The organism is Thermus brockianus (assembly GCF_001880325.1).
GTDB lineage: Bacteria > Deinococcota > Deinococci > Deinococcales > Thermaceae > Thermus > Thermus brockianus.
Map to the genome: position 1 here is coordinate 255878 of NZ_CP016312.1, position 21835 is coordinate 277712.

Genomic DNA, 21835 nt, shown 5'->3' on the forward strand with positions numbered 1-21835 from the left:
GCCGCCCCCCTGGACAGCAAACCCCTTACTCCTGGGCCTCGCCCTGGCCCTCGGTGGCCTGGGCCGCTTCCTTGGCGGCCTTGGCCCGCTCCTGGTCCTGGCCGATGCGCTTGCGGTCGGCCCGGAGCTTGCGGCGGATCTCCCTTTCGGAAAGCGCCCGGATAAAGTAGAGCTTGGCCCGCCGGGCCCGGCCCCGCTGCACGATCTCCACCTTGTCAATCAGGGGGGAGTTCATGGGGAAGATGCGCTCCACCCCCACCCCATAGCTCACCTTGCGCACCGTGAAGCTGGAGTTGTACCCGTTCCGCTTAACCTTGATGACGATGCCCTCAAAGTTCTGGATGCGGGTGCGGTTGCCTTCCTTCACCCGGTAGGCCACCCGCACGGTATCGCCCGGCCGGAACTCGGGCAGGTCGGTGCGGGTGTAGCGGGACTCCACCACCTTAAGAAGCGCTCCTCGGTTCATGCTCAGCCTCCCGTCCCAGAGGAACCCTCCAAGGGTTCGTGGGCAACAGCCTCTAGTCTATTCCTCCCGGTCCAGTTCCGCAAGCCAGGCGGCCTCGAGGGCCCCCAGCCTCGCCTGCCGCAAGAGCTCAGGCCTGAGGAGGAGGGTGCGCTTTAAGGCCTCCCGCCGGCGCCACCTTTCCACCTCCTGATGGTGGCCGGAAAGGAGCACCTCGGGCACCCTTAGCCCCCGGAACTCGGGGGGGCGGGTGTACTGGGGGAAGTCCAAAAGCCCCCGCACGAAGGAGTCCTCCCGGTGGCTCTCCGGGTCGCCGATGACCCCCGGAAGGAGGCGGGCCGTGGCCTCCAGCACCGCCAAGGCCGCCACCTCCCCCCCCATGAGGACATAGTCCCCGATGGAGAGCGTCCGGGTGACAAAAGCCTCCACCCGGGCGTCAAACCCCTCGTAGCGGCCCGAGAGGAGGACCAGGTGGGACTTAAGCGCCAGCTCCTCCGCCACCTCCTGGGTAAAGGGCTCCCCCGCCGGGGTGAGGAGGATGACCTCGTCCGCGGGCAAGACGGATTGAATGGCGGCCACGGCCACGTCGGGCCGGATCACCATCCCCGCCCCGCCCCCATAGGGGGTATCGTCCACGCTCCGGTGGCGCCCCAGGCCAAAGGCCCGGAGGTCCACCACCTCCACCGATAGGAGGCCCCGGGCCCGCGCCTTACCGATGAGGGACTCCTCCAGCCAAGGGGCAAGGAGCCCGGGAAAAAGGGTGATGAGGGTGTAGCGCACGCTAATCAAAGAGGCCGGGGATGGGTTCCACGAAAATCCCTTCCGCCTCCACCCGGACATAGGGGGCCTGCAGGGGGATGAGCCGCTCCGTCCGGTCCCTCAACCGCTCCCCCACCCCCCGCACCACCAAGACATCCTGGGCCCCGGCGTCCAGGATGTCCACCACCTCCCCCACCTGCTTCCCTTCCACGAAAACGGGGAGGCCCATGAGGGCGAAGTAGTAGTACTGGCCTTCCTCCAAGGGAGGGAGGTCTTCCACCTGGGCGTAGACCCTGAGGCCCACCAAGGCCTCCGCCAGCTCCCGCGTGGTGACCCCCGCCAGGTGGACCACCACCTCCCCGGCCACCTGGTAGAGGTCCTCCACCGCCCGCCAACCGTGCCCCTCCACGTAGACCCGTTCCAGGTGGGCCACCACCGGCTCCCCCCGGAACTTTAGCCCTCCCTGAAGGGCGTAGGGCGCACCAAAGCGACCGATCTCCACCAGGCGCATACCCCTAGTTTAGCGCACCTCCACCCCCACCTTGCGCTTGGCGTAGGCCCGCACCAGGGTACGGATGGCCTCAATCACCCGGCCCTGTTTGCCGATAAGCCGCCCCTTGTCCTCCTGCGCCACCTCCACCAGGTAGACGAGGCCCTCCCGGGTACGCCGCTCTTGGACCCGCACCGCCTCGGGGTGGTCCACCACGCTCCGCGCCAGGTACTCCACCAGGTCCTTCATGGCTCCATGATAAAGGGCGGGGAACCCCCCGCCCTCTCGGTAGGGCCTACCCTATGCTTCCTGCCGGAAAACCCCCGCTTGGCGCAGGAGGCGGCGGGCGGTGTCCGTGGGCTGCGCCCCCACGGAAAGCCAGTACTTGGCCCGCTCCACGTCCACCTTGAGCCAGTCCGGGGTGGTCTTGCGGGGGTCGTAGTAGCCGATCTTCTCAATGTACGCCCCGTCCCGCTTCCTGCGGCTATCGGTGACCACGATGCGGTAATGCGGGTTGTGCTTGGAGCCAAACCGGGAAAGCCTGATCTTGACCATGCTTCGCTTACCTCCTGAACATTCCCATGAGTCCCCGGCCTTTCCGCTTTTCCAGGGACTTCATCAGGGCCTTGGTTTCCTCAAAGGACTTGATGAAGCGGTTCACCTCCTGGACGGTGGTGCCGCTTCCTTTGGCGATGCGCTTGCGCCTGGAGCCATTCAGGATGCGGGGGTCCTTGCGCTCCTCCGGGGTCATGGAGAGGACGATGGCCTCCAAGCGCTTGATGGCCTTCTCGTCCACCTGGACCCCCGGAGGGAGGGCCTTCCCCACACCGGGAAGCATGCCAAGAATCTCGGAGAAGGAGCCCAAGCGCCTAAGGTTTTGCAGTTGCTTGAGGAAGTCCTCCAGGGTGAGGTCCTTGGCGGACTTGGGGGCTTCCGCCTCGAGGCCCGCCTGCCGCACCTTTTCCGCCAGGGTGGCCACGTCCCCCATGCCCAGGATGCGGCTCGCCAGGCGGTCCGGGTAGAAGGGCTCGAGGCCTTCCGGCCGCTCGGAAACCCCGGCGAAGTAGATGGGCTTCCCCGTCACGTGCCTCGCCGAAAGGGCCGCCCCGCCCCGGGCATCCCCGTCCAGCTTGGTGAGGACGAGCCCCGTGACCCCGATGCGCTCGTCAAAGGTCTTGGCCACCCCCAGGGCCTCCTGGCCGGTCATGGCGTCCAGAACCAGGAGGACCTCATCCGGGCGCATGGCCTCCTTGAGGCGGAATAGCTCCGCCATCAGGGGCTCGTCAATCTGCAAGCGGCCGGCGGTGTCCACCAGGACCAGGTCCCGGGCCTCCAAGCGGGCCTTTTCCTCCACCCGGCGGCGGATGGACTCGGGGGACTCCCCGTCCATCACCTCCAGGACCGGGACGCCCACCTTCTCGCCCAAAAGCCGCAGTTGCTCCCGGGCGGCGGGGCGCTGGGTGTCGGCGGCCACCAGGAGGGGGCGGCGCCCCTTGCCCTTGTAGTAGAGGGCCAGCTTGGCGGCGGTGGTGGTTTTGCCCGAACCCTGAAGGCCCACCAGGAACCAAAGGTTCTTGTCCTTGAGGACAGGGAGTTTGGCCTCACCCCCCAAGGCCTCCTTCAGGGCCTCGTACACCGTGGCCAGGATCACCTCCGCCGGGGTGAGGCTTTCCAGAACCCGCTGGCCCAGGGCCTTCTCCCGGACCATCTCCACGAAGCTCCGGGCCACCTCCAGGTTGACGTCGGCGTCCATGAGGGCCCGGCGGATCTCCCGCAGGGTGGACTTGAGGTCCTCCTCCGTGATCCGGCCCCGGCCCCGCAGCCGGTCTATGGCTTCTTGCAGTCGCGCCGCTAGCTGGGCAAACATGGCGTGGCGGCCCCCAGGCCGGGCTCCAGGATAGGCCATGCCCCTTGAGCGTGTCAACCTCAATTTTTCCTACATTTCTAGCGGGCTAGGTTGACGGGGCAAAGGCCAGGGAATACCCTGGAAAAGGTTATGTTAGGGCCCTTGCCCTCGAGTCGTTGGCGCTGAGGGCCGCCCACGGGCGGCCTTCAGCCGGAAAGGAGGCCGCCTGTGGAAACCACCCTTTCCCCCCTGCTCCAAGCCCTGGAAGAGGGCGATACCCTGAAGCTCAAAAGCCTCCTGGAGGAGGTCCACCCCCAGGACCTCTTGGCCCTTTGGGACGAGCTAAAGGGCGAGCACCGCTACGTCCTCCTTACCCTTTTGCCCAAGGACAAAGCGGCGGAGGTCTTCTCCAACCTCCCCCCAGAAACCCAGGCGGAGTACCTCAAAACCCTCCCTCCCTGGCGCACCCGGGAGCTTTTGGAAGAGCTTTCGCTAGACGACCTGGCCGACGCCCTCCAGGCGGTGGAGGAGGAGGACCCCGAGCTTTACCGCAAGCTGGTGGAGGCGCTAGACCCCAAGACCCGGGCCGAGGTGGAGGAGCTCACCCAGTACGAGGAGGACGAGGCGGGCGGCCTCATGACCCCCGAGTACGTGGCGGTGCGGGAGGGGATGACGGTGGAGGAGGTCCTCCGCTTCCTGCGCCGGGCGGCGCCCGATGCCGAAACCATCTACTACCTCTATGTGGTGGACGAGGCGGGCCGGCTTAAAGGGGTGCTCTCCCTAAGGGACCTCATCGTGACCGACCCCAAGACCCGGGTCCGGGAGATCATGAACCCCAAGGTGGTCCACGTGCGCACGGACACCGACCAGGAGGAGGTAGCCCGCCTCATGGCCGACTACGACTTCACCGTCCTGCCCGTGGTGGACGAGGAAGGGCACCTGGTGGGTATCGTCACGGTGGACGACGTCCTGGACGTATTGGAAGAGGAAGCCACGGAGGACATCCACAAGCTCGCCGCCGTGGACGTGCCCGACCTCGTCTACAGCCAAGCCTCCCCCATCACCCTCTGGCTCGCCCGGGTGCGCTGGCTCGTCATCCTCATCCTCACGGGGATGGTGACGAGCTCCATCCTCCAGGGCTTTGAAAGCCTCCTGGAGGCGGTGACCGCCCTGGCCTTTTACGTGCCCGTGCTCCTGGGAACCGGGGGAAACACCGGCAACCAGTCCGCCACCCTCATCATCCGCGCCCTGGCCACCCGGGACCTGGACCTCAAGGACTGGCGGAAGGTCCTCTTCAAGGAAAGCCTGGTGGGAAGCCTTTTGGGCCTCACCCTGGCGGTTCTGCTCCTGGGCAAGGTGGTGCTGGACGGGCACGCCGCCTTGGCCCCGGTGGTGGGCCTCGCCCTCTTTTCCCTGGTGCTTTTCGCCAACCTGGTGGGGGCCATGCTCCCCGTGGTCCTGAGGCGGCTTGGGGTGGACCCTGCCCTGGTCTCCAACCCCCTGGTGGCCACCCTTTCGGACATCTCCGGGCTCCTCATCTACCTCTCCGTGGCCCGGCTCCTCCTAGACCTGGCATGAAGCGGCTGCGCATCGTGGTGGAGTGGTCCAAGGGAAGCCCCCTGCGCTACGCCTTTAAGGGGGGAAGGCTGGTCCCCGTGGGCGAGGACGCCCCGGCCCCGGTGAACTACGGCCTCATCCCCGGCCTCCTCAACCCCGCCGACGGGGAGGAGGTGGACGCCTGCTACCTGGGCCCGCCCCTACCCCCGGGCACCGAGGTGGAAGGGTTCCTAGTGGGCATGGTGGCCCTTTCGGACGGGGACCATAAGCTTGTCCTTTCGCCTGGCCTAAAGCCCCTGGACCAAGAGACCCTCGCCCCCCTCCTCGCCTGGTTTGCCCCCGAGCGCAACCCCACCCTCCTCGGCCCCGAGGAAGCCTGGACCTGGCTCAGGGGGCTTTCGGAAGGATGAGCATGGCGTCCCCCAAGGAGTAGAACCGGTAGCCCTCGGCCACCGCCAGGCGGTAGGCCGCAAGGGTCCTTTCCCGCCCCAAAAAGGCGGCCACCAGCATGAGGAGGGTGGAACGGGGCAGGTGGAAGTTGGTGAAGAGGGCGTCTATGGCCCGGAAGGTGTAGGGGGGGCGGATGAAGAGCCGGGTTTCTCCCTCCCCCGGCACCACCCCTTCCCCTTCCCGGAAGGCGCTTTCCAAGGCCCGCACCACCGTGGTGCCCACCGCCACCACCCGCCGCCCCTCGGCCCTGGCGCGGTTCACCGCCAGGGCCGTCGCCTCGGGGATCTCAAAGGGCTCGGCGTGCATCTCGTGCTTCTCCACATCCCCCTTGACGGGGCGGAAGGTGCCGGGACCCACGTGAAGGGTGAGGAAGCGTAGCTCCACGCCCATGGCCTCCAGGCGGGCCAGAAGCTCCGGGGTAAAGTGGAGCCCGGCGGTGGGGGCGGCCACGGACCCCGGGCGCTTGGCGTACACGGTCTGGTAGCGCTCCAAGGGGATCTGGGCCTTGATGTAGGGGGGAAGGGGCACCTCCCCCACCGCCTGCAGGTGGGCGGAAAGGTCCCCCTGGAAGCGGAGAAGCCGCACCCCATCGGGCTCCACCCCCACCACCTCGGCCTCCAAGCCCTCCACGGGCCTTAGGTCCTTGGGGGAAAGGAGGCGGAGCCTTGTGCCCACGGGCGCCCTTCGGGCGGGGCCCAGAAGGGCTTCCCAAAGGCCTGGGGCCTTCTCCCGCACCAAAAGGACCTCCACCCGTCCCCCCGTGGGCTTCTGGGCCAGGAGGCGGGCGGGGATCACCTTGCTCTCGTTGAAGACCAGGACGTCCCCGGGGCGCAGGAACTCCGGAAGGTCCCGCACCTGCCGGTGCTCCACCCGGAAAGGGCCTTCCCGGTAGACCACCATCATCCGGGCGGCGTCCCGGGGCTCGGCCCCCGCTTGGGCGATCTGCTCGGGGGGCAGGTGGTAATCGTAAAGGTCCAGCTCCGTCATCCGGCGTTCCTGGGCTCCATGAAGGGATTGGGGATGTCCGGGAGGTGGACGAAGCGGTCCACGGCGTCAATGAGCTTCTGGGCCGTGGTTTCGCGGAAGGCGATGACCTCCACCCGGATGCCCCGTTCCATGAGGACCTCGAGGATCTCCACAAAGTCCCCGTCCCCGCTCCCCAGCACCACCACGTCCAGGTAGGGCATGAGCCGCACCATGTCGGCGGCGATGCCCATGTCCCAGTTTCCCTCGTAGATGGGCTTACCGCCCTCCCCAAGCTCCTTCACCGTGAGGTACATCCGCCGCACCCGATAGCCAATGGTGGAAAGTTTATAAATAAAGGGCCAAGCGGAGGTGTCCCCCTCCTTTTCCACCACGTAGGCCGTGGCCCGCACCAAGCGCCTTCCCCCCACGGCGAAGCGGAGGAGGCTTTCAAAGTTCACGTTCCGCTCGTAGTAGTCCCGGGCAGAGTGGTAAAGGTTTTGGGTGTCCACGAAAACGCCGACCCGTTGCTCGGGATAGTGGCCCAGGGGCTCCATCGCCCCCATCATACCTAGCCGGCGTTCCTAAGCCCCGCCGCCACCCCCAGGAGGGAAAGGAGCAACGCCCGCCGCACCCCCTCGTCCTCCCGCCCCCCTGGGGCCCGGTAGCGGGCAAGGAGCTCCACCTGCACGAAGTTGATGGGGTCCACGTAGGGGTTCCTGAGGGCGATCTGGCGCTCCAGGGTCTTTTGGTTGTGGAGGAGGGGGGCTTCAAAGATAGCCTCCAAAAGGGCCACCGTCCTGCGGTACTCCTCCGCCAGGTGGTGGTAGAAGCCCTGGAGCCCTTCGGGGACCAGCTTGAGGTAACGCTCGGCGATGCCCAGATCCGCTTTGGCCAAGGCCATGGCGGCGCTTTCCAAGGTGGTGGCGAAAAAGGGCCACTCCCGGTACATCTCCCTGAGGAGGGGCATGGGCAGGCCTTCCAGGGCGGAAAGCCCGTACCACCCCGGCAGGAGGAGGCGCACCTGGGTCCAGGCCATGACCCAGGGGATGGCCCTTAGGTCCCGGATATCCCGCACCCGGCCGTGGCGGTAGACGGGGCGGCTGGCGATGGGGAGTTCGCCGATCTCGCGAATGGGGGTAAAAGCTTCAAAGAAGGGGAAAAATCCCTCTTGGGAAAGGAGGGCCCGGTAGCGGGCCATGCTCCTCTCCCCGGCCTCCCCTAGCGCCTCGCGCCAATGGGCCTTGGGCTCCACCCCATCCCCCAGGGCGGCCTGGGCGAAGTGGTACAGGAGTTGCTCCAGGTGGCGCACGGCCAGGTCGGGGTGGGCGTACCGGTCCGCCAAGGCCTCCCCCTGCTCCGTGAGGCGCAGGCGGTGGCCCACGCTCTTGGGGGGGAGGCCGGCGATGGCCCGCCCCGCCGGCCCCCCACCCCGGGCGGTGGAGGTACCCCGCCCGTGGAAGAAGAAGACGGGGATACCCTGGGCTTCCCCCACGGCGTGGAGGGCCTCCTGGGCCTGGTAAAGGGCCAGGTTGGCCATGAGGAATCCCGCATCCTTGTTGGAATCGGAGTAGCCGATCATCACCTCCACCCCGCCCCTTCCCTGGGCGTGGGCCCGGAAGACGGGGTTGGCCAAGAGGCGCCTTAGGACCTCGGGCGCCCGCTCCAGGTCCTCCAGGGTCTCAAAGAGGGGGACCACGTCAAAGGGGAGGGGCTTCCCCGGACGGTAGAGCCCCACCTCCCGGGCCAGGAGGAAGACGGCGAGGAGGTCGGCGGGGTGGTGGGTCATGGAGACCACGTGGGCCCCCTTGTCCCCCCAGGCCCGAAGGGCCCCCAGGGCCACCCGGAGCGCCTCCCCCTGCGGCACCTCCCCAACGGGCAGAAGGGGGCGGGCGGTCTTGAGCTCTTCCGTGAGGAGGGCTTCCTTTTCCTCCGGGGAGAGGGCCAGGAAGTCCGGGTGAACCCCGCCCAAGCGGAGAAGCTCTGCGGCAGCCTCCAGGAGCTTTCCGGATTCCTCCCTCAGGTCCAAGGGGGCAAGCTCCAGGCCGAAAGCGGAAAGCCGCGCCTCCAGAGGCCGCAGAAAGGCCTGCGCCACCTGGGCAAGCCCCACCCCCTCGAGGCCCTTTTCCGCCACCTTCAAAGCCCGGGCCAGCCCTTCGGTGGAAAGGGCCTCCCCTTCCAAGGCCCGGTAAAGGGCGGCGAAGTAGCGGCGGTAAGGCTCCCCGGGAAAGCGCTCCACCCCTTCCCCCCCTCCCGCACCTCCTTGGGCACGGGGATACGGGCCTCGGAAAGGGAGAGGTCCCGCACCAAGGCTTCCAACTCCTCTAGGTACCGCCCCTTGGCCACCTCCCGGGCGTAGCGGCCGGCAAAGGCGGTGACCTCGGGGGTGACGTAGGGGTTCCCGTCCCGGTCCCCGCCCATCCAGCTGCGGAAGCGCACGGGGCTTCTGAGGTGGGGGCGCTTGCCGTAGACCCGTTCCAGGGCGGCCTCGAGGCCCTCCACCACCTTGGGGATGGCCCGCCACAGGGTGGTGGGGAGGTAGTAAAGCCCTCCCTTGATCTCGTCCTCCACGCTGGGCCGCGCCTTGCGCACCTCCTCCGTGGCGTAGAGGAGGACAACCCGGGCCAAAAGGCGCTCCCGGTCCCCCCCTTCCAATTCCTCCTGAAGCCTTTCCAAGTGGTGCCGGAGGGTGCGGCGCCGGGTCTCCGTGGGATGGGCGGTGAAGGTGAGGAGGAGCGCTAACCGGTTCAGATGGGCCTCGGCCTCCTCCAGGGAGAGGCCCCGCTCCTTCAGGGCCTTGGCCAGGGCCAAAAAGCCCTCGGGCCTGGGGTTTTCCAGGGTTTCCCCCTCCGTCCTGAGACGGTTCACCCGCACCCGGTGGCGCTCCTCCGCCAGGTTCACCAGGTGGAAGTAGTGGGTGAAGGCCCGCACCAGCGCTTCCATCTCCTCCACGGGCATGCGCTCCACCCGTTGGGAAAGGACCTCGGCCGCCGCCCCGTCCCCTTGGCGCCTCGCCTTGGAAAGGAGGCGCACCTCCTCCACCAAGGCGAAGAAGCGCTCCCCGGAGACCTTCCTTATCGCCTCCCCAAGGAGGCGGCCCAAGAGGTCCACCTCGGCCTTTAGGGCCTCAAAGGGGTCGCTCACGGCTCCTCCCACACGTAAGGGCTAATGGAACCGGGCTTGCCGCCCTCCAAGACGAGCTCCGTGGCGTGGAGGCGCGCCTTGCCTTGGGCAGCCCGGAAAGGCTGGGGGCGGCCGGTGAGGAAGCGGGCCAGGAAGGTCTCCACCTCCCCCCCGATGATGGACTGGTAGGTGCCGGTCATGCCCACATCGGTCTGGTAAAGGGTTCCCTTGGGAAGCCGCATGGCGTCCAAGGTGGGGACGTGGGTATGGGTGCCCAGGACGGCGGAAACCCGCCCGTCCAGGTAGTGGGCCAGGGCCATCTTCTCGCTGGTGGCCTCGGCATGCACCTCCACAAGGACGTAGTCCGCCTTCTCCTCCCGCAAAAGGGCATCCAGCGTGCGGAAAGGGTCGTCCAGGGGGTCCATGAAGACCCGGCCCATGACCTGAACGAAGAGGAGGCTTTCCCCGTTCACGTCAAGCCGCCACCAGCCCCGCCCTGGGGTGCCTGGGGGGTAGTTAAGGGCCCGCACCACGGGCTCCCTTTCCAAAAGCTCGTACACCTCCTTGTGGTCCCAGGCGTGGTTTCCCAAGGAAACGAGGTCTACCCCCGCCTCCCGCAACAGGCGGTAGGAGCGCTTGTCCAGGCCCTTTCCCTTGGCAGCGTTTTCCCCGTTGGCGATGACCAGGTCGTACCGGTGGCGGATATCGGGCAGGTGGAGGCTCACCGCCCGCAGGCCCGGTTCCGCCATCACGTCCCCGATGAACAAAACCCGCATGGGGGCATTATATGGCCCCCATGGGCGTTTCTGGGGTTACCCCACCTTTATGTACGCGTACCCTTTGGCCTGAAGCTCCCCCAACGCCCCCACCCCCGAGGGCACCCACTTTAAAAACTCATTGGGGCGGAGTTTGTCCTTGGGAATATTGTTGCGGGTAAAGGTGATCTCGCAAAGGTAGTATTCCACCCCCAGTGGGGCCAACTGCTTCACCCGGGAAAAGATCGCTTCCCGATCGTACTGGGCATTGGCCCAAGGGGTGCCCTCCAAATCTTTGAGGAAGAACTGCACCCCCGCACCGTGGGCTACCACCAGGATCTTCACCTTGAAAGGATCGTTATCGTACACGGACAGACGGTTGCTGATGTTGGTGAGCATCTGGTTAAAGCGGTTAGGGTCGCCAAAGTCGGCGTGGTAGACCACGGAGATGGGGGCTTCCTTTAAAGTCCTTATATTCCACCCGTTCGTTGGCCTGAGCCCGCAGCAAGGCTCCGGCACCCACGAGCGCCCCAAGCCGAAGCAAGAACCGTCTATCCATGACGATAACTCCCCCTTTCGGATAGGGGGAGATTAACCCTCTTGGCCTCCCGGCGTCAAGGGGTCAGGCGGCGCTTCGCTTTTGCAGGAAGTAGACCACGGCGTAGCCGATCCCCGCCAGAATCAAAAGGGGAATGGCGTAAAGGAGAAGGGTCCAGATGAGCCCTGAAAGGGCCAACAGGACTTTGCCCAAGAAGGAGAAGACCCACCCCCCCACCCAGAGGGCGAGGAGAACCCCCACCACCACCAAAAGGCCCAAAACCACCCACTCCAGGATGTCCCGTAGGTTCCGCTCCATGCCCCCAGCATACACTGGAAAGGTGGAGCGCTACCGCCTGGAAGAGGGCGTGGTGGTGGGGCGCAAGGCCCTGCCCCAGGGGGACCTCCTCCTCCGCTTCGTCACGCCCAGGGGAAGCCTCGAGGCCATCGCCAAAAAGGGCCTCAGGCCCACGGGGCGCTCGGGGCGGCTTTCCCTCTTCCACCACGTCCGCTTCCAGGTCTACGCCAAGAAGGAGGGCCTCCCCACCCTGACCCAGGCGGAGCTTTTGGGCAAGCTCTTTGGCCTGGAGGCGCCCCAGCGCTACCTTTACGCCTGTTTCCTCGCCGAACTGGCCTACCGCCTGGCCTCTCCGGAAGTGGCCCCCAAGCTTTTCCCCATCTTCGTTTCCGGCCTACGGGGCATCGCCAAGCACCAAAACCCCCTTCTGCCCCTGGTCTGGGCCGGGTGGCGGGTGGTGAAGGCGGGGGGGCTTGCCCCCAACCTCATGGGACCGGGGCTATTCCTCAAGGAGGGGCGGCTCGCCGACGAGGGGGTGTACCTAGGGGAAAAGGGCGTGGAGGCCCTTAGGGCCATCCTCCACCTCCCCGGGGGGGAAGCCCTCCCCTACCTAGAGGACGCCCCCTAGAGAGGCTTCTCCTGGCCCTGAAACGCCACGGGGAGGAGGCCCTTGGCCCCCTCCAAAGCGGCGCCACCCTGGCCCTATAGGGGCTTGATCTCCAGGATGGTGTACACCTGGGCGCCCTTTTTGCCCCGGATCTCCACCACGTCCCCCACCTTTTTGCCCATGAGGGCCTGGCCCAGGGGGGACTCGTCGGAGATCTTGCCGCTAAAGATGTCCGCCTCGTGGCTCCCCACGATGGCCAGCGAAAGCCTTTCCCCCGCCTCGGTTTCCAGCTCCACCTGGCAACCTAGGGCCACCTGGTCGTAGGAGCCGTTCCCCTCCACCACCACCGCCCGCGCCAAGAGGTCCTCCAGCTGGGCGATGCGGGCCTCGTTCTGCCACATGGCCCGGCGGGCCTCGTCGTACCCGGCGTTCTCCCTAAGGTCCCCCTCCTCGAGGGCCTGCTCAAAATCGGCGGAAATCTCCTGCCGCTTGGTGGTCTTCAGGTGGTGTAGCTCCTCCTGAAGGCGCCTGTAACCTTCGGGAGTGAGGTAAACCGGCTTCTTCATGCGCATCCCTCCGGGTAAAAAGGGCACCAGCCCAAGGCCTTGGGCTGGCGGTACCGCTATTTAGTATAGCAGGCGGGGAGGAAAGCCTCCACAAGGGGCAAGAGGGCGTCCTCCGGCTTTCCTGCGGGCAAGAGCCCCACCCCGCTCCCCGCAAGGAGCAGGGTACCCGCGAGCTCCCCGGGGCGCAGGTAGGCCCGCGCCACCCTTAGGCCCAGCTCCTTGGCCTTCCTGGCCACCTCCTCCCGGGTGATGCCCTCGAGGCCCCCTTCCAGCACGTACAGCGTGCCTTCGCGGAAAAGGAGGGGGCTTGTGCGGCTCCCGTCCACCACGTGCCCCCAGGCGTCCAGGAGGAGGCCCTCAAAGCCCCCCCGGGCCTCCGCCCAGCCCTGGGCCAGGCGGTAAGGCAGGTAGTTCCCCGTCTTGTAGCGGGCGAGGTCGGGGTGGACGCGGTAGGGGGTGAGGACCGCCCTCACCCCTTCCCGGTACAGGCTTAGGGGCAAAGGGGTGTAGGGCCGCGCCTCGGCAAGCCGAACCCCCGGCCCCAGGGTGAGGCGCACCCGGAGGCAGGGCGCTTGGGGAAAGGCCGCAAGGAGCTTCTCCACGTCCTCTAAGAAGGCCCTATCCCCCGGGTAGGTAAGCCCCAAGGCCGAGGCGTGGCGGTGGAGGCGGGAGAGGTGCGCCTCCAGCCACAGGGGCACACCCCCCTCCACCCGCAGGGTGGTGAAGACGCTCGCCCCGTGGTAGAAGAAGGCCTCGGGCAAGGGAGCGGTGAAGGGCTCGCCGTTTAGCAGCCTCATTTCACCTCCAAAAAGCGCGCCAAAAGCTCCATCCCCCAAGGGGAGAGGATGCTTTCCGGATGGAACTGGACGCCATAGGCCTTCCTCCCGTCCCAAAGGGCCATGGGCACCCCGTCTTCCGTCCAGGCGAGGAGGCGAAGACGCGGGGGAAGGCGCCTTAAGGCCAAGGAGTGGTAGCGGGCGAAGGGCAAGGGGTTGGGAAACCCCTGCAAAAGGGCCTCCCCAGCGTGGAAGACGGCGTGGGCTTCCCCGTGCACCGGAGCCTCCCGGTAAAGCTCCGCCCCCAGGACCACCCCCAGGGCCTGGTGGCCGAGGCAGATCCCCAGGAAGGGAATACCCTCCGCCAAGGCCTTTTCCGTCCACGCCAGGACCTGGCCCGCCGTGTAGGGGTCCTTGGGCCCCGGGCCCACCACCAGGTGGGTGAAGCCGGCAAGGCTTGGGGCCTCCTCCTGGTCCACCACGTGGACCTCCGCCCCCAGGGCAGAGAGGTAGTCCACCAGGTTGTAGCTAAAGGAATCCCGGTTCTCCAAAAAGAGCACCCGGGCCCGAAGCCGCCGGGGCGGAAGGGGAGGGCTCCAGGCGGCCTGGGGCCTGGGGGGCTTGGGGGCTTTCCCAGGCTTCCCCCGCTCCAGGGCCAGGAGAAGGCTTTGCGCCTTATGGAGGGTTTCCTCGTACTCCCTTTCGGGGTCCGAGGCGATGACGATCCCCGCCCCGGCGGAAAAGAGGACCTCCTCCCCCACCCTCTGGAAGGAGCGGATGAGGATGTTGAAATCCGCCCCCCGGCCGGAGACGTAGCCCAGGCTTCCCGTGTAGGCCCCCCGGGGCACGGGTTCCAGTTCCCGGATGGCCTCCATCACCGTGCCCTTGGGGGCCCCGGTGATGGTGCCCCCGGGGAAGAGGCTTCGGAAGACCTCCCCTAGGGGGGCGCGGGTGTACCCCTCCACCTCGGAAACCAGGTGCATCACGTGGGCGTAGCGCTCCACGGTGAAGAGCTCCCGCACCCTCACCGTCCCGGGCAGGGCCACCCGGGCCAGGTCGTTGCGCAGGAGGTCCACCAGCATGGCGTGCTCCGCCCGCTCCTTGGGCGAGGCCAAGAGCTCCGCCTCCAAGGCCAGGTCCTCCTCCTCCGTCCTTCCCCTGGGCCGCGTGCCGGCGATGGGCCGGGCGCGGAGGCGGCTTCCCACCTTCTGGAAAAGCCTTTCGGGGCTTCCGGAGACCACGGCCCACCCCTCCCCCTCCAGAAGGCCCATGAAAGGGGAAGGGTTGAGGGCCCGGAGCCGGGCATAGAGCAGGAGGGGATCCACGGGGCCCAAGAGGCGGAAGCGGTGGGAGAGATTCACCTGGTAGACCACCCCGGCCCGGATCCTCTCCTGCACCTCCGCCACCCCCCTCAGGAAAGCCACCTTGGGGAAGTCCGAGACCAGGGGGTAAGGGGGCAGGGGAGGCGGGGTGTAGGGAGAGGGCCGCAAGGGGAACGAGGGGCGCTCCACGAGCCGCCCCTCCAGGAGGGCGTACCCCTCCGGGTAGTAGAAGAAGGCCGCCTCGGGAAGGCCAGGCAAGGGCGCATGGGCGGGTAACCCCAGGTGGCGGGCGAACTCGTAGGCGAAAAAGCCCATCCAAGCGGGGAAAAACCCCTTCCCCAAACCCCTTTCCAGGTAGCGGAAGAGGTCCAAAGCCTCCCCCACCCGCTTCCCGTCCAGGTAGAGCCGGCCTTCCAGGACCTCGAGGCGGTGCCGGGGCCTTACACCCAGGAGGGAAAGGCGGGCGAAAGGGGTGCGGGGCCCCAAGGATTCCAAAAGGGCAGGCCTTAGGCCCAAGGCCCGGGCGGCGTGGTAAAGGCCGAGCACGGCCCCGAGTATACTCAAGGAGATGGTCAAACACCGCTTCACGCTAGAGGCGTACCACAAAGCCTACGAGGCGGGGGCGCTTCCCGAACGGGTGGAACTTCTGGAGGGGGAGGTTTACGCCGTGTCGCCCATGGGGAAAAAGCACATCCGTTACCTCATTCACCTGACCAAGGTCTTCAGCGAAACCTTCGGCGAGGAAGCCTTGGTGGTTTCCCAGATACCCCTGCAACTCTCCGAGGTGTCGGAACCCGAACCCGATCTCCTGCTCCTGATGCCCCCCGAAGACCGCTACGACCGCCGCCCCCCTACTGCCAAGGATGCCCTCTTGGTGGTGGAAATCGCCGACACCACCTTGGTCCAAGACCGCACCCTGAAGCTTCCCCTCTACCAGAAGGCAGGGGTACCGGAGATCTGGATCGTGAACCTGGTGGAGGAGGTCCTGGAGGTCTTCGCCTTCCCCCATTACCTGGAAGAGCGCTACGCCAAAGGGGAAAGGGTGGCCCCCAAGGCCTTCCCCAAGAGGCCCCTCGCCTGGTGGGTCTAGCCCCGCACCGCCCGCAAGGGTAGCCCCTCCTCCCTAGCCCAAGCCTCCCAAGCCCCAGCGGGCCCCCCGGCAAAAAAGTCCAAAAGCCGCCTGTAGGCGGGGTTTTCCGGAGAAGTGGGGGTAAAGGCGGCCCCAAGAAGTTCCGGAAGCCCTGCCCTTTCGCAAAAGCGCGCCCAAAGATGGGGCTCCAGGGCGGCCAGGGCCACCTCTCCCCCTTGGGCGGGGTAGACCCCGTAGCAGAGGACCGAGCCGTCCAGAAAGGGAATGGGAGGGTAGGCAATCGCCCGCACCGCCTCGGAGAGGACCACCTCCCACACCCCGCCCCCGAGGAGAAGCCCCTTAAGGGCGGCGAGGGCCAAGGCGTAGGCCCCGGCCAGGTCGGCGAACTGGAAGGCCCGCCAGGGAAACCGGCCCAAAAGCCCCGCCTCCGCCAGGTAGGTGAGGTCGTGCCCGGGGTCATCCCCTTGGGGGTAGCCGCGAAGTCGGGCGTAGACCAGGCGCGGGTTCCGCCCTAGGAGCACCTCCGGGCCCAGGCCGAGCCGCTCCATCACCCCGGGGCGGTTGGACTCCAGAAGGATGGCCGCCTCCTCCAAGAGGGCGAGGAGGGCCTCCCGCCCCTCCTTGGTTTTCAGGTCCAGGAGAAGCACCTCTTTCCCCTCGTTCAGGAAGCGGTAGGCCTCGGGGGCCAGGGCCCGCAAGGGGTCGCCCCCCGGGGGCTCCACCTTGACCACGGGGAAGCCCAAGCCCAGAAGGAGCTTCCCCGCCAAAGGCCCCGGCAGGAGGCGGGTGAGGTCCAGGACCTTACCGGGGGGCCATGCGCAAGGCGCCATCCAGCCGGACCACCTCCCCATTGAGCATGGGGTTTTCCAGGATGTGGAGGACGAGGAGGGCGTACTCCTCCGGGCGGCCCAGGCGCCTCGGAAAGGGCACCTGCGCCGCCAAGGAGGCCTTGGCCTTTTCGGGAAGGCCCTGAAGCAGGGGGGTGTCAAAGAGGCCCGGGGCGATGGTCACCACCCGGATGCCCCATTCGGCGAGTTCCCGGGCAGCGGGCAAGGTGAGGGCCACCACGCCCCCCTTGCTGGCGGCGTAGGCCGCCTGGCCGATCTGCCCCTCGTAGGCGGCCACGCTGGCGGTGTTCACGATGACGCCCCGCTGCCCTTCCCCGTCGGGCGGGTTTTCCCGCATGGCCCAGGCCGCGAGGCGCAGGACGTTGAAGGTGCCCACGAGGTTCACCTCCACCACCTTCCGAAAGGCCTCGAGGTCATGGGGCCCCTCCCGGCCCAGGATCTTCTGGGCTAGCCCGATGCCCGCGGCGTTCACCACGGCGAAAAGGGGCCCGGCTTCCTCCGCCAAGGCCACCGCCCTCGCCACGTCCGCCGCCTCCCTCACATCCCCCTCCACGTAGGGGAGGTCCTCCTCCCCCCGCTTGAGGTCCAGGACCACCACCCGGTAGCCCCTGGCCTTCAGGGCCAAGGCGGCGGCCCGCCCAAGCCCCGAGGCCCCACCCGTCACCAAAGCGCTCCGCTCCATACCCGCCCCCTAAAGCCTCTGGATCACCGTGGCCGTGGCCTGGCCGTGGCCGATGCACATCACCTGGAGGCCAAGCTCCCCGTCCCGCCTCTCCAGCTCGTGGAGGAGCTTGGTCATGAGGATGGCCCCCGTGGCCCCCAAGGGGTGGCCCAGGGCGATGGCCCCCCCGTTGGGGTTCACCCTTTCGGGGTCCGGGTTGAACTCCTTTAGGAAGGCCAGGACCACGCTGGCGAAGGCCTCGTTCACCTCTATCACGTCCAGGTCGTGGATGGAAAGCCCCGCCCGCTCCAGGGCCTTCCGGGTGGCGGGGAGGATCTCCAGGAGTTGCAGGGTGGGGTCCCCCGCCACCACCACCCGGGCGAGGAAGCGGGCCCGGGGCCTTAGGCCCAAGGCCAGGGCCCTTTCCTTCTCCCCAAGGAGGATGGCCGCCGCCCCGTCGGAGATCTGGCTGCTGTTGCCGGCGGTGATGAGGCCGTCCTCGAGGAAGGCGGGCTTAAGGGCCAAGAGCTTCTCCAGGCTGGTGTCTTTGCGGATGCCCTCGTCCCGGTCTAGGAGAAAGGGTTTCCCCTCGGCGTCCAGGGCCTGGAGGGGGACCATCTGGCCCAAGAAGTACCCTTCCTCCGTGGCCCTTTGCGCCCGGCGGTGGGAAAGGAGGCTCCACGCATCCAGGTCCCGCCGGGAAAACCCGTAAAGCCGGGCGATGCGCTCGGCGCTTTCCCCTTGGTGGATGAGCGGGTACTTTTGGAAAAGGGCGGGGTTGAGCGTGTGGAACCCGCCCCCGATGTCCGAGAACATGGGGGCCCGGGTCATGCTCTCCACCCCGCCGGCGATGGCGAAGTCCATGTCCCCAGCGGCGATGGCCTGGGCGGCGAAGTGCACCGCCTGCTGGCTTGAGCCGCACATGCGGTTGAGGGTCACCGCCGGCACCTCCTTGGGCAGGCGGGAAAGGAGGACCCCAAGCCGGCCCACGTTGGCCCCCTGCTCCCCCGCCTGGGTCACGCAGCCCGTGACCACGTCCTCCACCCGGGCGGGGTCCAGGCCGCTCCGGTCCAGAAGGGCGTCCAGGACCTTGGCGTAAAGGGCGTCGGGCCGCCACTCCCTAAGGGCCCCGTTCCGCTTGCCGATGGGGGTGCGCACCGCCTCCAAAATCACCGCCTCCCTCATGCCCGCCTCCTCAGGAGCTCCCTCAGGACGATGAGCCTCTGGATCTCCGAGGTTCCCTCGTAGATCTGGAGGACCTTGGCGTCCCGGTAGAGCTTGGCCACCGGGTACTCCTCGCTGTAGCCGTTCCCACCGAACACCTGGACCGCCTCCACCACCCCCCGCTGGGCGGCGTCGGCGGCGAAGGCCTTGGCCACGGCCGCCTCCAGGGCATTTTCCTCCCCCATTTCCGCCCGTCGGGCCGCCTTTTCCACGAGGAGGCGGGCGGCCTCGAGGTCCATGTACATCTCCGCCAGCTTGAACCCCACCCCCTCGTGCTCCACCAAGGGCTTGCCAAAGGCCTCCCGCAACGCGGCGTAACCCAAGGCCTCGTCCAGAGCCCGCCAAAGGAGCCCCGCCGCCAAACCCGCCACCATGGGCCGGGAGCGGTTGAAGACCCGCATGGCCAGCCGAAAGCCTTCCCGGGCTATCAGGGCCTCCTCTGGTACATAGACCCCGTCCAGGTACACCTCCGCCGCCACCGAAGCCCTCTGCCCCAGTTTGGGAAGGGGCGGGCCCACCTCCACCCCCCTTTCCCGCTCCACCAGGAAGGCGGCGATCCCCTCCCGGCCCTCCCCCAGCTTGGCGAAGACCACAAAAAAGGCGGCCTCCGGGGCGTGGCTAATCCAGGTCTTGCGCCCCCAAAGGCGGAACCCCCCCGCCACCCCCTCGGCCCGGGTACGGATGGCGGCCACATCCGACCCCGCATGGGGTTCGGTGAGGGCGTAGGCGCCCACCTCCTCCCGTAGCCGGGGGACAAAGGCCCGGGCGTAGGCGCTTCCCGATAGCAAGAGGACGTCCGCCACCAGGTTGTTCAAGAGAAGGGCGGCGGCAAGCCCCGTACAGGCGTAACCCAGCTCCTCCGCCACCCCCGCCAAGGCCAAGGGGCCAAGCCCCGCCCCGCCCAGCTCCTCCGGGGCCACGAGAAGGGGAAACCCCAAAGCCGCCGCCTCCCGAAAAAGGGGCCACGGAAAACGGGCTTCCCGGTCGTAGCGGACCGCCTCGGGCAGAAGCCTCTCCCGGGCAAAGCGCCGGGCGAGCTGGCGTACCGAGGTTTCCGGGCTCAAGGGAACCTCCTGCGCAAAGTTTACCGGGTCAAAATGGCCCGGGCAAGGCTTGCCTTAAAAACACCACAGGTATAAACACTCACCCTGAGCAAGCGAGGCTTCGTACGCCGCGAACCTAGCCCCAAAGAGGTCCTGGCCCATTCCCTCCGCCTGGCCCAAGCCGTGGCACCCCCCACCGGCAAACGGGGTAAACCCTGGCGCAAATCCTACCGCCTTGGGGAAGAGGTAAGGGGGCGCAAGGGCATAGCTCATCCTGGCCCTAGGACGACGGAATCAGAGGCGGAGGCGCTTATGGTCTGGGGGGAAACGTGGCGTCGGAATACGCACCCAACGCCTTGTTGGGAGCGGGGGTGTTGCAGCGGATTCGTCCTTCTGGGGGATATTTTGGCGGCAGCGGGTTCTGAGGGGGAGGGGCATCGGAGGCGGTGGCGGAGCTCATGCTTCATCCTCAAATGCGTGGGGGTGGGGAGGTGCGGAACGAGTCGCGGGCGTGGGGTCAGTGGGCAAAGGTGTACCGGTTGCGTGGGGGGTATATAGGGAAGCGCAATCCGCACACGGCCTTGATGCGGACCCTTTTGGAGCTCATTCCCCATGGGCTCAGGGGTCTCCTCTCCCTCCTGCCTCCACCGTCGGGGTACTAGGCGATTTTTTAGGCAAGCCCCAAAGCAGGGCTTTACCCAAAACTCCTTCCTCGCCCTCCCTTAGCCTGCTTCAAGAGTTCTTGGGTGACTTCATAGTTGAGCAGGCGAACCAGGCCCCTCAGGAGCAGGTACGGACCATCCCTCTCGCTGGGCAGCCCCAGCTTGCCCCCGAGCTGCAAAAGAAACCCCTTGAACGGATCCCCCAACCGCTCAACTTCCCAAAGGAACACCGCCAGCCCCAGCAAAACCGCCACCACCTTCCGGATCCGGGCAAGCCCCCGCACCTGGAAGGTCTCAAGCCCCAGCCCCGTCTTCAAAAGCCGGAAGAACCGCTCCACCTCCCACCGCCTGCGGTACGCCTCCACCACCTGCGCCGCCTCCTCCCTCCCCCTCACCGGCAAGCTGGTCAGTAGCCACCACTCCCCACGCCGCCCCAGGGCTGGCACCCGGCAGACCACCAGGTGGAGCCGCCTCCCCTCCACCTCCACCTCCCTCCATCCGAAGTGGAGCCGCACCCGCTGGTACCTGCCCCCTACCCTCAGCTCCACCTCCTCCCCACAGGGAAGGGCCAGGGAAGAAGCCACCTTCGCCAGAGAACCCCCCTCCCCAAGCTTCCGGTCCCGGTAGACCCGCACCACGAACTCCTCCCCCAGGGCCAGCACCTGCCCAAACACCTTCCGGTCGTCAAACCCCCGGTCCGCCACATACACCAGCCTCCTGCCCACGCCCCCCAATCGCTCCCGGGCCGCCTCAATGGCTCCCTCCACCTCCTTGGGCAGGCTGGCAAACCCCCTCTCCCCGTAGGCCACCAGGTGGGCGTACCCCAGGGCCAGCCGCCCCGCGGGGTCCAACCCCAGGGCGGTGAGGAGCTCGTACCCGGGCCGCCTATCCTTCCCCACCCGGGCTATCCCCTCCAGGGCCCGGGCATAGGGCTTGGCCACCGGGCTCAGGTCCAGGAGGACCAGAACCTCCTCACCCTCCAGGGCAGTCGCGCTCTCCTGATAGACCCGGTCAAGGAGGGCTTCTGCCTCCACCCGTGGGTTGGACAGGAAGCGGTAAAGGGCTTTGGCCTGGTGGAAGCGGTTCTGGAGGGGAGAAGGGAGCGAGGCCACCATCTCGCTCACCCGGGCTGAGCCTGCGGCCAAGGCGCCCCGCACCACCTCTTCAAACCGTCGGTGGAGGCGCTTATCGGGGGAAAACGCTCGCAAAACGGCCCGTGAACTCCTGGAGCCTGGCCTCGGCCACCTTGAGCATGTCCATGGATCACCCCCGGTACCAGATACGGGCTGCGCCCGCAAGGGGAGATTTACCACGAAACGGAGATGTGGGTAAAGTCCTCCCAAAGAACTTGACAAACAACCCACCGAGGCGTATTATGCCTTCAAGAGGCAGACCGATGTGAAAGGCAACGATTCGCGGTCAACTCTGGGGGGCCCGTGCTCAGGACTGGGCTACCTACGCGGGGTGGGTGTGCTTGCCGCTGTTGGGCGCAGCTTTGGATGCCGCACGGGTAACCAGAGGCATACGCCTAGTCGATGCCGGGTGCGGCGCGGGACTGCTGTCGGTCCTGGCGAGCCTTCGCAGTACGCAGGTGAGCGCCCTCTAGGCCGCACCGCGGCTTGTGACGATCGTACGGCAGCGGTTGCCCGGGGCCGATGTCCAAGGAGGATCTGGAGGAGTTCCCCTTCGCCAACGCCTGCTTCAACACCGTCGTGGCTGTCAACAGCGTCTTTTACGCAGCGGATAGGGCGACCGCCATGCGCAGGCGCGTGCGTGTTACCCGGCGTAGCAGGCG

At 67.2% G+C, this 21835-nt stretch carries 22 protein-coding genes and 2 pseudogenes; 4 read left to right on the forward strand and 20 right to left on the reverse strand.

Features of this window, described 5'->3' with window-relative positions:
- Positions 1-25: 25 nt before the first annotated feature.
- From rplS to ffh, 6 genes are read right to left on the reverse strand one after another with little or no spacing between them, the layout of a single operon-like run.
- A complete protein-coding gene (gene rplS / locus A0O31_RS01300) occupies positions 26-466 on the reverse strand; it encodes a 50S ribosomal protein L19 (RefSeq protein WP_071676345.1) in 441 nt (146 codons plus the stop codon).
- 57 nt (positions 467-523) lie between these two features.
- On the reverse strand, positions 524-1243 hold the full coding sequence (gene trmD, locus A0O31_RS01305) for a tRNA (guanosine(37)-N1)-methyltransferase TrmD (protein WP_071676346.1): 720 nt from the start codon (positions 1241-1243) through the stop codon (positions 524-526).
- 1 nt (position 1244) lies between these two features.
- Positions 1245-1733 (reverse strand): ribosome maturation factor RimM, encoded by a 489-nt coding sequence (gene rimM, locus A0O31_RS01310; RefSeq protein ID WP_071676347.1) that lies wholly within the window; start codon positions 1731-1733, stop codon positions 1245-1247.
- Positions 1734-1742: 9 nt separating this feature from the next.
- The gene (locus A0O31_RS01315; protein WP_071676348.1) at positions 1743-1961 is read right to left on the reverse strand and encodes a KH domain-containing protein; all 219 of its coding nucleotides are present in this window, start codon (positions 1959-1961) and stop codon (positions 1743-1745) included.
- A 51-nt stretch (positions 1962-2012) separates the two neighbouring features.
- Positions 2013-2267 carry a 30S ribosomal protein S16 gene (gene rpsP, locus A0O31_RS01320; RefSeq protein ID WP_071676349.1) on the reverse strand — a complete coding sequence of 85 codons (255 nt, stop codon included), beginning with the start codon at positions 2265-2267 and terminating at the stop codon, positions 2013-2015.
- 7 nt (positions 2268-2274) lie between these two features.
- Positions 2275-3579, reverse strand: coding sequence for a signal recognition particle protein (gene ffh / locus A0O31_RS01325; protein ID WP_071677884.1), 1305 nt, complete (start codon positions 3577-3579; stop codon positions 2275-2277).
- Between the two features lie 207 nt (positions 3580-3786).
- On the opposite strand from ffh, the gene mgtE reads away from it, so the two are divergent.
- On the forward strand, positions 3787-5136 hold the full coding sequence (mgtE, locus tag A0O31_RS01330) for a magnesium transporter (RefSeq protein WP_071676350.1): 1350 nt from the start codon (positions 3787-3789) through the stop codon (positions 5134-5136).
- Positions 5133-5525: an inorganic diphosphatase gene (locus A0O31_RS01335; RefSeq protein ID WP_071676351.1), complete on the forward strand. Its 393-nt coding sequence runs from the start codon at positions 5133-5135 to the stop codon at positions 5523-5525. The genes mgtE and A0O31_RS01335 overlap by 4 nt, the downstream gene beginning before the upstream one ends.
- On the opposite strand, the gene queA is transcribed toward A0O31_RS01335, so the two are convergent.
- From queA to A0O31_RS01365, 6 genes and pseudogenes are all read right to left on the reverse strand, one after another.
- Positions 5503-6552 (reverse strand): tRNA preQ1(34) S-adenosylmethionine ribosyltransferase-isomerase QueA, encoded by a 1050-nt coding sequence (queA, locus tag A0O31_RS01340; RefSeq protein ID WP_071676352.1) that lies wholly within the window; start codon positions 6550-6552, stop codon positions 5503-5505. The genes A0O31_RS01335 and queA overlap by 23 nt on opposite strands.
- A complete protein-coding gene (locus A0O31_RS01345) occupies positions 6549-7085 on the reverse strand; it encodes a LabA-like NYN domain-containing protein (RefSeq protein ID WP_071677885.1) in 537 nt (178 codons plus the stop codon). Before A0O31_RS01345 ends, queA begins: the two co-directional genes overlap by 4 nt.
- Before the next feature lie 14 nt (positions 7086-7099).
- Positions 7100-9672: pseudogene (locus tag A0O31_RS01350) on the reverse strand (phosphoenolpyruvate carboxylase).
- Positions 9669-10427: a TIGR00282 family metallophosphoesterase gene (locus A0O31_RS01355; protein ID WP_071676353.1), complete on the reverse strand. Its 759-nt coding sequence runs from the start codon at positions 10425-10427 to the stop codon at positions 9669-9671. The pseudogene A0O31_RS01350 and the gene A0O31_RS01355 overlap by 4 nt, the downstream one beginning before the upstream one ends.
- A 36-nt stretch (positions 10428-10463) precedes the next feature.
- Positions 10464-10850: a DsrE family protein gene (locus tag A0O31_RS01360; protein WP_237259015.1), complete on the reverse strand. Its 387-nt coding sequence runs from the start codon at positions 10848-10850 to the stop codon at positions 10464-10466.
- Between the two features lie 178 nt (positions 10851-11028).
- Positions 11029-11262, reverse strand: a complete 234-nt coding sequence (locus A0O31_RS01365) for a hypothetical protein (protein ID WP_071676354.1) — start codon at positions 11260-11262, stop codon at positions 11029-11031.
- A gap of 22 nt (positions 11263-11284) precedes the next feature.
- Between A0O31_RS01365 and recO the strand changes: the two are divergent.
- Positions 11285-11949: pseudogene (gene recO / locus A0O31_RS01370) on the forward strand (DNA repair protein RecO).
- On the opposite strand, the gene greA reads toward recO, so the two are convergent.
- The 3 genes from greA to A0O31_RS01385 are packed head-to-tail and all read right to left on the reverse strand — an operon-like array spanning position 11944 to position 15058.
- The gene (gene greA, locus A0O31_RS01375) at positions 11944-12414 is read right to left on the reverse strand and encodes a transcription elongation factor GreA (protein ID WP_071677886.1); all 471 of its coding nucleotides are present in this window, start codon (positions 12412-12414) and stop codon (positions 11944-11946) included. The pseudogene recO and the gene greA sit on opposite strands and share 6 nt — an antisense overlap.
- A gap of 56 nt (positions 12415-12470) precedes the next feature.
- Positions 12471-13211: an aminotransferase class IV gene (locus tag A0O31_RS01380; RefSeq protein WP_071676355.1), complete on the reverse strand. Its 741-nt coding sequence runs from the start codon at positions 13209-13211 to the stop codon at positions 12471-12473.
- Positions 13208-15058, reverse strand: a complete 1851-nt coding sequence (locus tag A0O31_RS01385; protein WP_237259016.1) for a chorismate-binding protein — start codon at positions 15056-15058, stop codon at positions 13208-13210. The genes A0O31_RS01380 and A0O31_RS01385 overlap by 4 nt, the downstream gene beginning before the upstream one ends.
- A gap of 22 nt (positions 15059-15080) precedes the next feature.
- Between A0O31_RS01385 and A0O31_RS01390 the strand changes: the two genes are divergently transcribed.
- Positions 15081-15602, forward strand: a complete 522-nt coding sequence (locus A0O31_RS01390; protein WP_071676356.1) for a Uma2 family endonuclease — start codon at positions 15081-15083, stop codon at positions 15600-15602.
- Here A0O31_RS01390 and A0O31_RS01395 read toward each other — a convergent pair.
- The 5 genes from A0O31_RS01395 to A0O31_RS01420 form a co-directional block, all read right to left on the reverse strand.
- On the reverse strand, positions 15599-16432 hold the full coding sequence (locus tag A0O31_RS01395; RefSeq protein ID WP_071676357.1) for a CoA transferase: 834 nt from the start codon (positions 16430-16432) through the stop codon (positions 15599-15601). The two genes, A0O31_RS01390 and A0O31_RS01395, sit on opposite strands and share 4 nt — an antisense overlap.
- Positions 16404-17132: an SDR family NAD(P)-dependent oxidoreductase gene (locus tag A0O31_RS01400; RefSeq protein ID WP_071676358.1), complete on the reverse strand. Its 729-nt coding sequence runs from the start codon at positions 17130-17132 to the stop codon at positions 16404-16406. The genes A0O31_RS01395 and A0O31_RS01400 overlap by 29 nt, the downstream gene beginning before the upstream one ends.
- A 9-nt stretch (positions 17133-17141) precedes the next feature.
- The gene (locus A0O31_RS01405) at positions 17142-18296 is read right to left on the reverse strand and encodes a thiolase family protein (protein WP_071676359.1); all 1155 of its coding nucleotides are present in this window, start codon (positions 18294-18296) and stop codon (positions 17142-17144) included.
- Complete coding sequence (locus tag A0O31_RS01410; RefSeq protein WP_071676360.1) at positions 18293-19399, reverse strand: acyl-CoA dehydrogenase family protein; 1107 nt, start codon at positions 19397-19399, stop codon at positions 18293-18295. The genes A0O31_RS01405 and A0O31_RS01410 overlap by 4 nt, the downstream gene beginning before the upstream one ends.
- A gap of 673 nt (positions 19400-20072) precedes the next feature.
- Positions 20073-21197, reverse strand: coding sequence for a transposase (locus A0O31_RS01420; protein ID WP_008632315.1), 1125 nt, complete (start codon positions 21195-21197; stop codon positions 20073-20075).
- Positions 21198-21835 lie beyond the last annotated feature (638 nt).

Excerpts from the sequence above, each read along its gene's own strand:
- greA (WP_071677886.1), bottom strand. The coding sequence starts at position 12,414 with ATGAAGAAGCCGGTTTACCTCACTCCCGAAGGTTACAGGCGCCTTCAG.
- rimM (WP_071676347.1), bottom strand. The coding sequence starts at position 1,733 with ATGCGCCTGGTGGAGATCGGTCGCTTTGGTGCGCCCTACGCCCTTCAG.
- A0O31_RS01405 (WP_071676359.1), bottom strand. The coding sequence starts at position 18,296 with ATGAGGGAGGCGGTGATTTTGGAGGCGGTGCGCACCCCCATCGGCAAG.
- A0O31_RS01335 (WP_071676351.1), top strand. The coding sequence starts at position 5,133 with ATGAAGCGGCTGCGCATCGTGGTGGAGTGGTCCAAGGGAAGCCCCCTG.
- A0O31_RS01315 (WP_071676348.1), bottom strand. The coding sequence starts at position 1,961 with ATGAAGGACCTGGTGGAGTACCTGGCGCGGAGCGTGGTGGACCACCCC.
- rplS (WP_071676345.1), bottom strand. The coding sequence starts at position 466 with ATGAACCGAGGAGCGCTTCTTAAGGTGGTGGAGTCCCGCTACACCCGC.
- A0O31_RS01355 (WP_071676353.1), bottom strand. The coding sequence starts at position 10,427 with ATGCGGGTTTTGTTCATCGGGGACGTGATGGCGGAACCGGGCCTGCGG.
- queA (WP_071676352.1), bottom strand. The coding sequence starts at position 6,552 with ATGACGGAGCTGGACCTTTACGATTACCACCTGCCCCCCGAGCAGATC.
- A0O31_RS01400 (WP_071676358.1), bottom strand. The coding sequence starts at position 17,132 with ATGGAGCGGAGCGCTTTGGTGACGGGTGGGGCCTCGGGGCTTGGGCGG.
- A0O31_RS01395 (WP_071676357.1), bottom strand. The coding sequence starts at position 16,432 with ATGGCGCCTTGCGCATGGCCCCCCGGTAAGGTCCTGGACCTCACCCGC.
- A0O31_RS01345 (WP_071677885.1), bottom strand. The coding sequence starts at position 7,085 with ATGGAGCCCCTGGGCCACTATCCCGAGCAACGGGTCGGCGTTTTCGTG.
- rpsP (WP_071676349.1), bottom strand. The coding sequence starts at position 2,267 with ATGGTCAAGATCAGGCTTTCCCGGTTTGGCTCCAAGCACAACCCGCAT.
- A0O31_RS01390 (WP_071676356.1), top strand. The coding sequence starts at position 15,081 with ATGGTCAAACACCGCTTCACGCTAGAGGCGTACCACAAAGCCTACGAG.
- A0O31_RS01380 (WP_071676355.1), bottom strand. The coding sequence starts at position 13,211 with ATGAGGCTGCTAAACGGCGAGCCCTTCACCGCTCCCTTGCCCGAGGCC.
- ffh (WP_071677884.1), bottom strand. The coding sequence starts at position 3,579 with ATGTTTGCCCAGCTAGCGGCGCGACTGCAAGAAGCCATAGACCGGCTG.
- A0O31_RS01365 (WP_071676354.1), bottom strand. The coding sequence starts at position 11,262 with ATGGAGCGGAACCTACGGGACATCCTGGAGTGGGTGGTTTTGGGCCTT.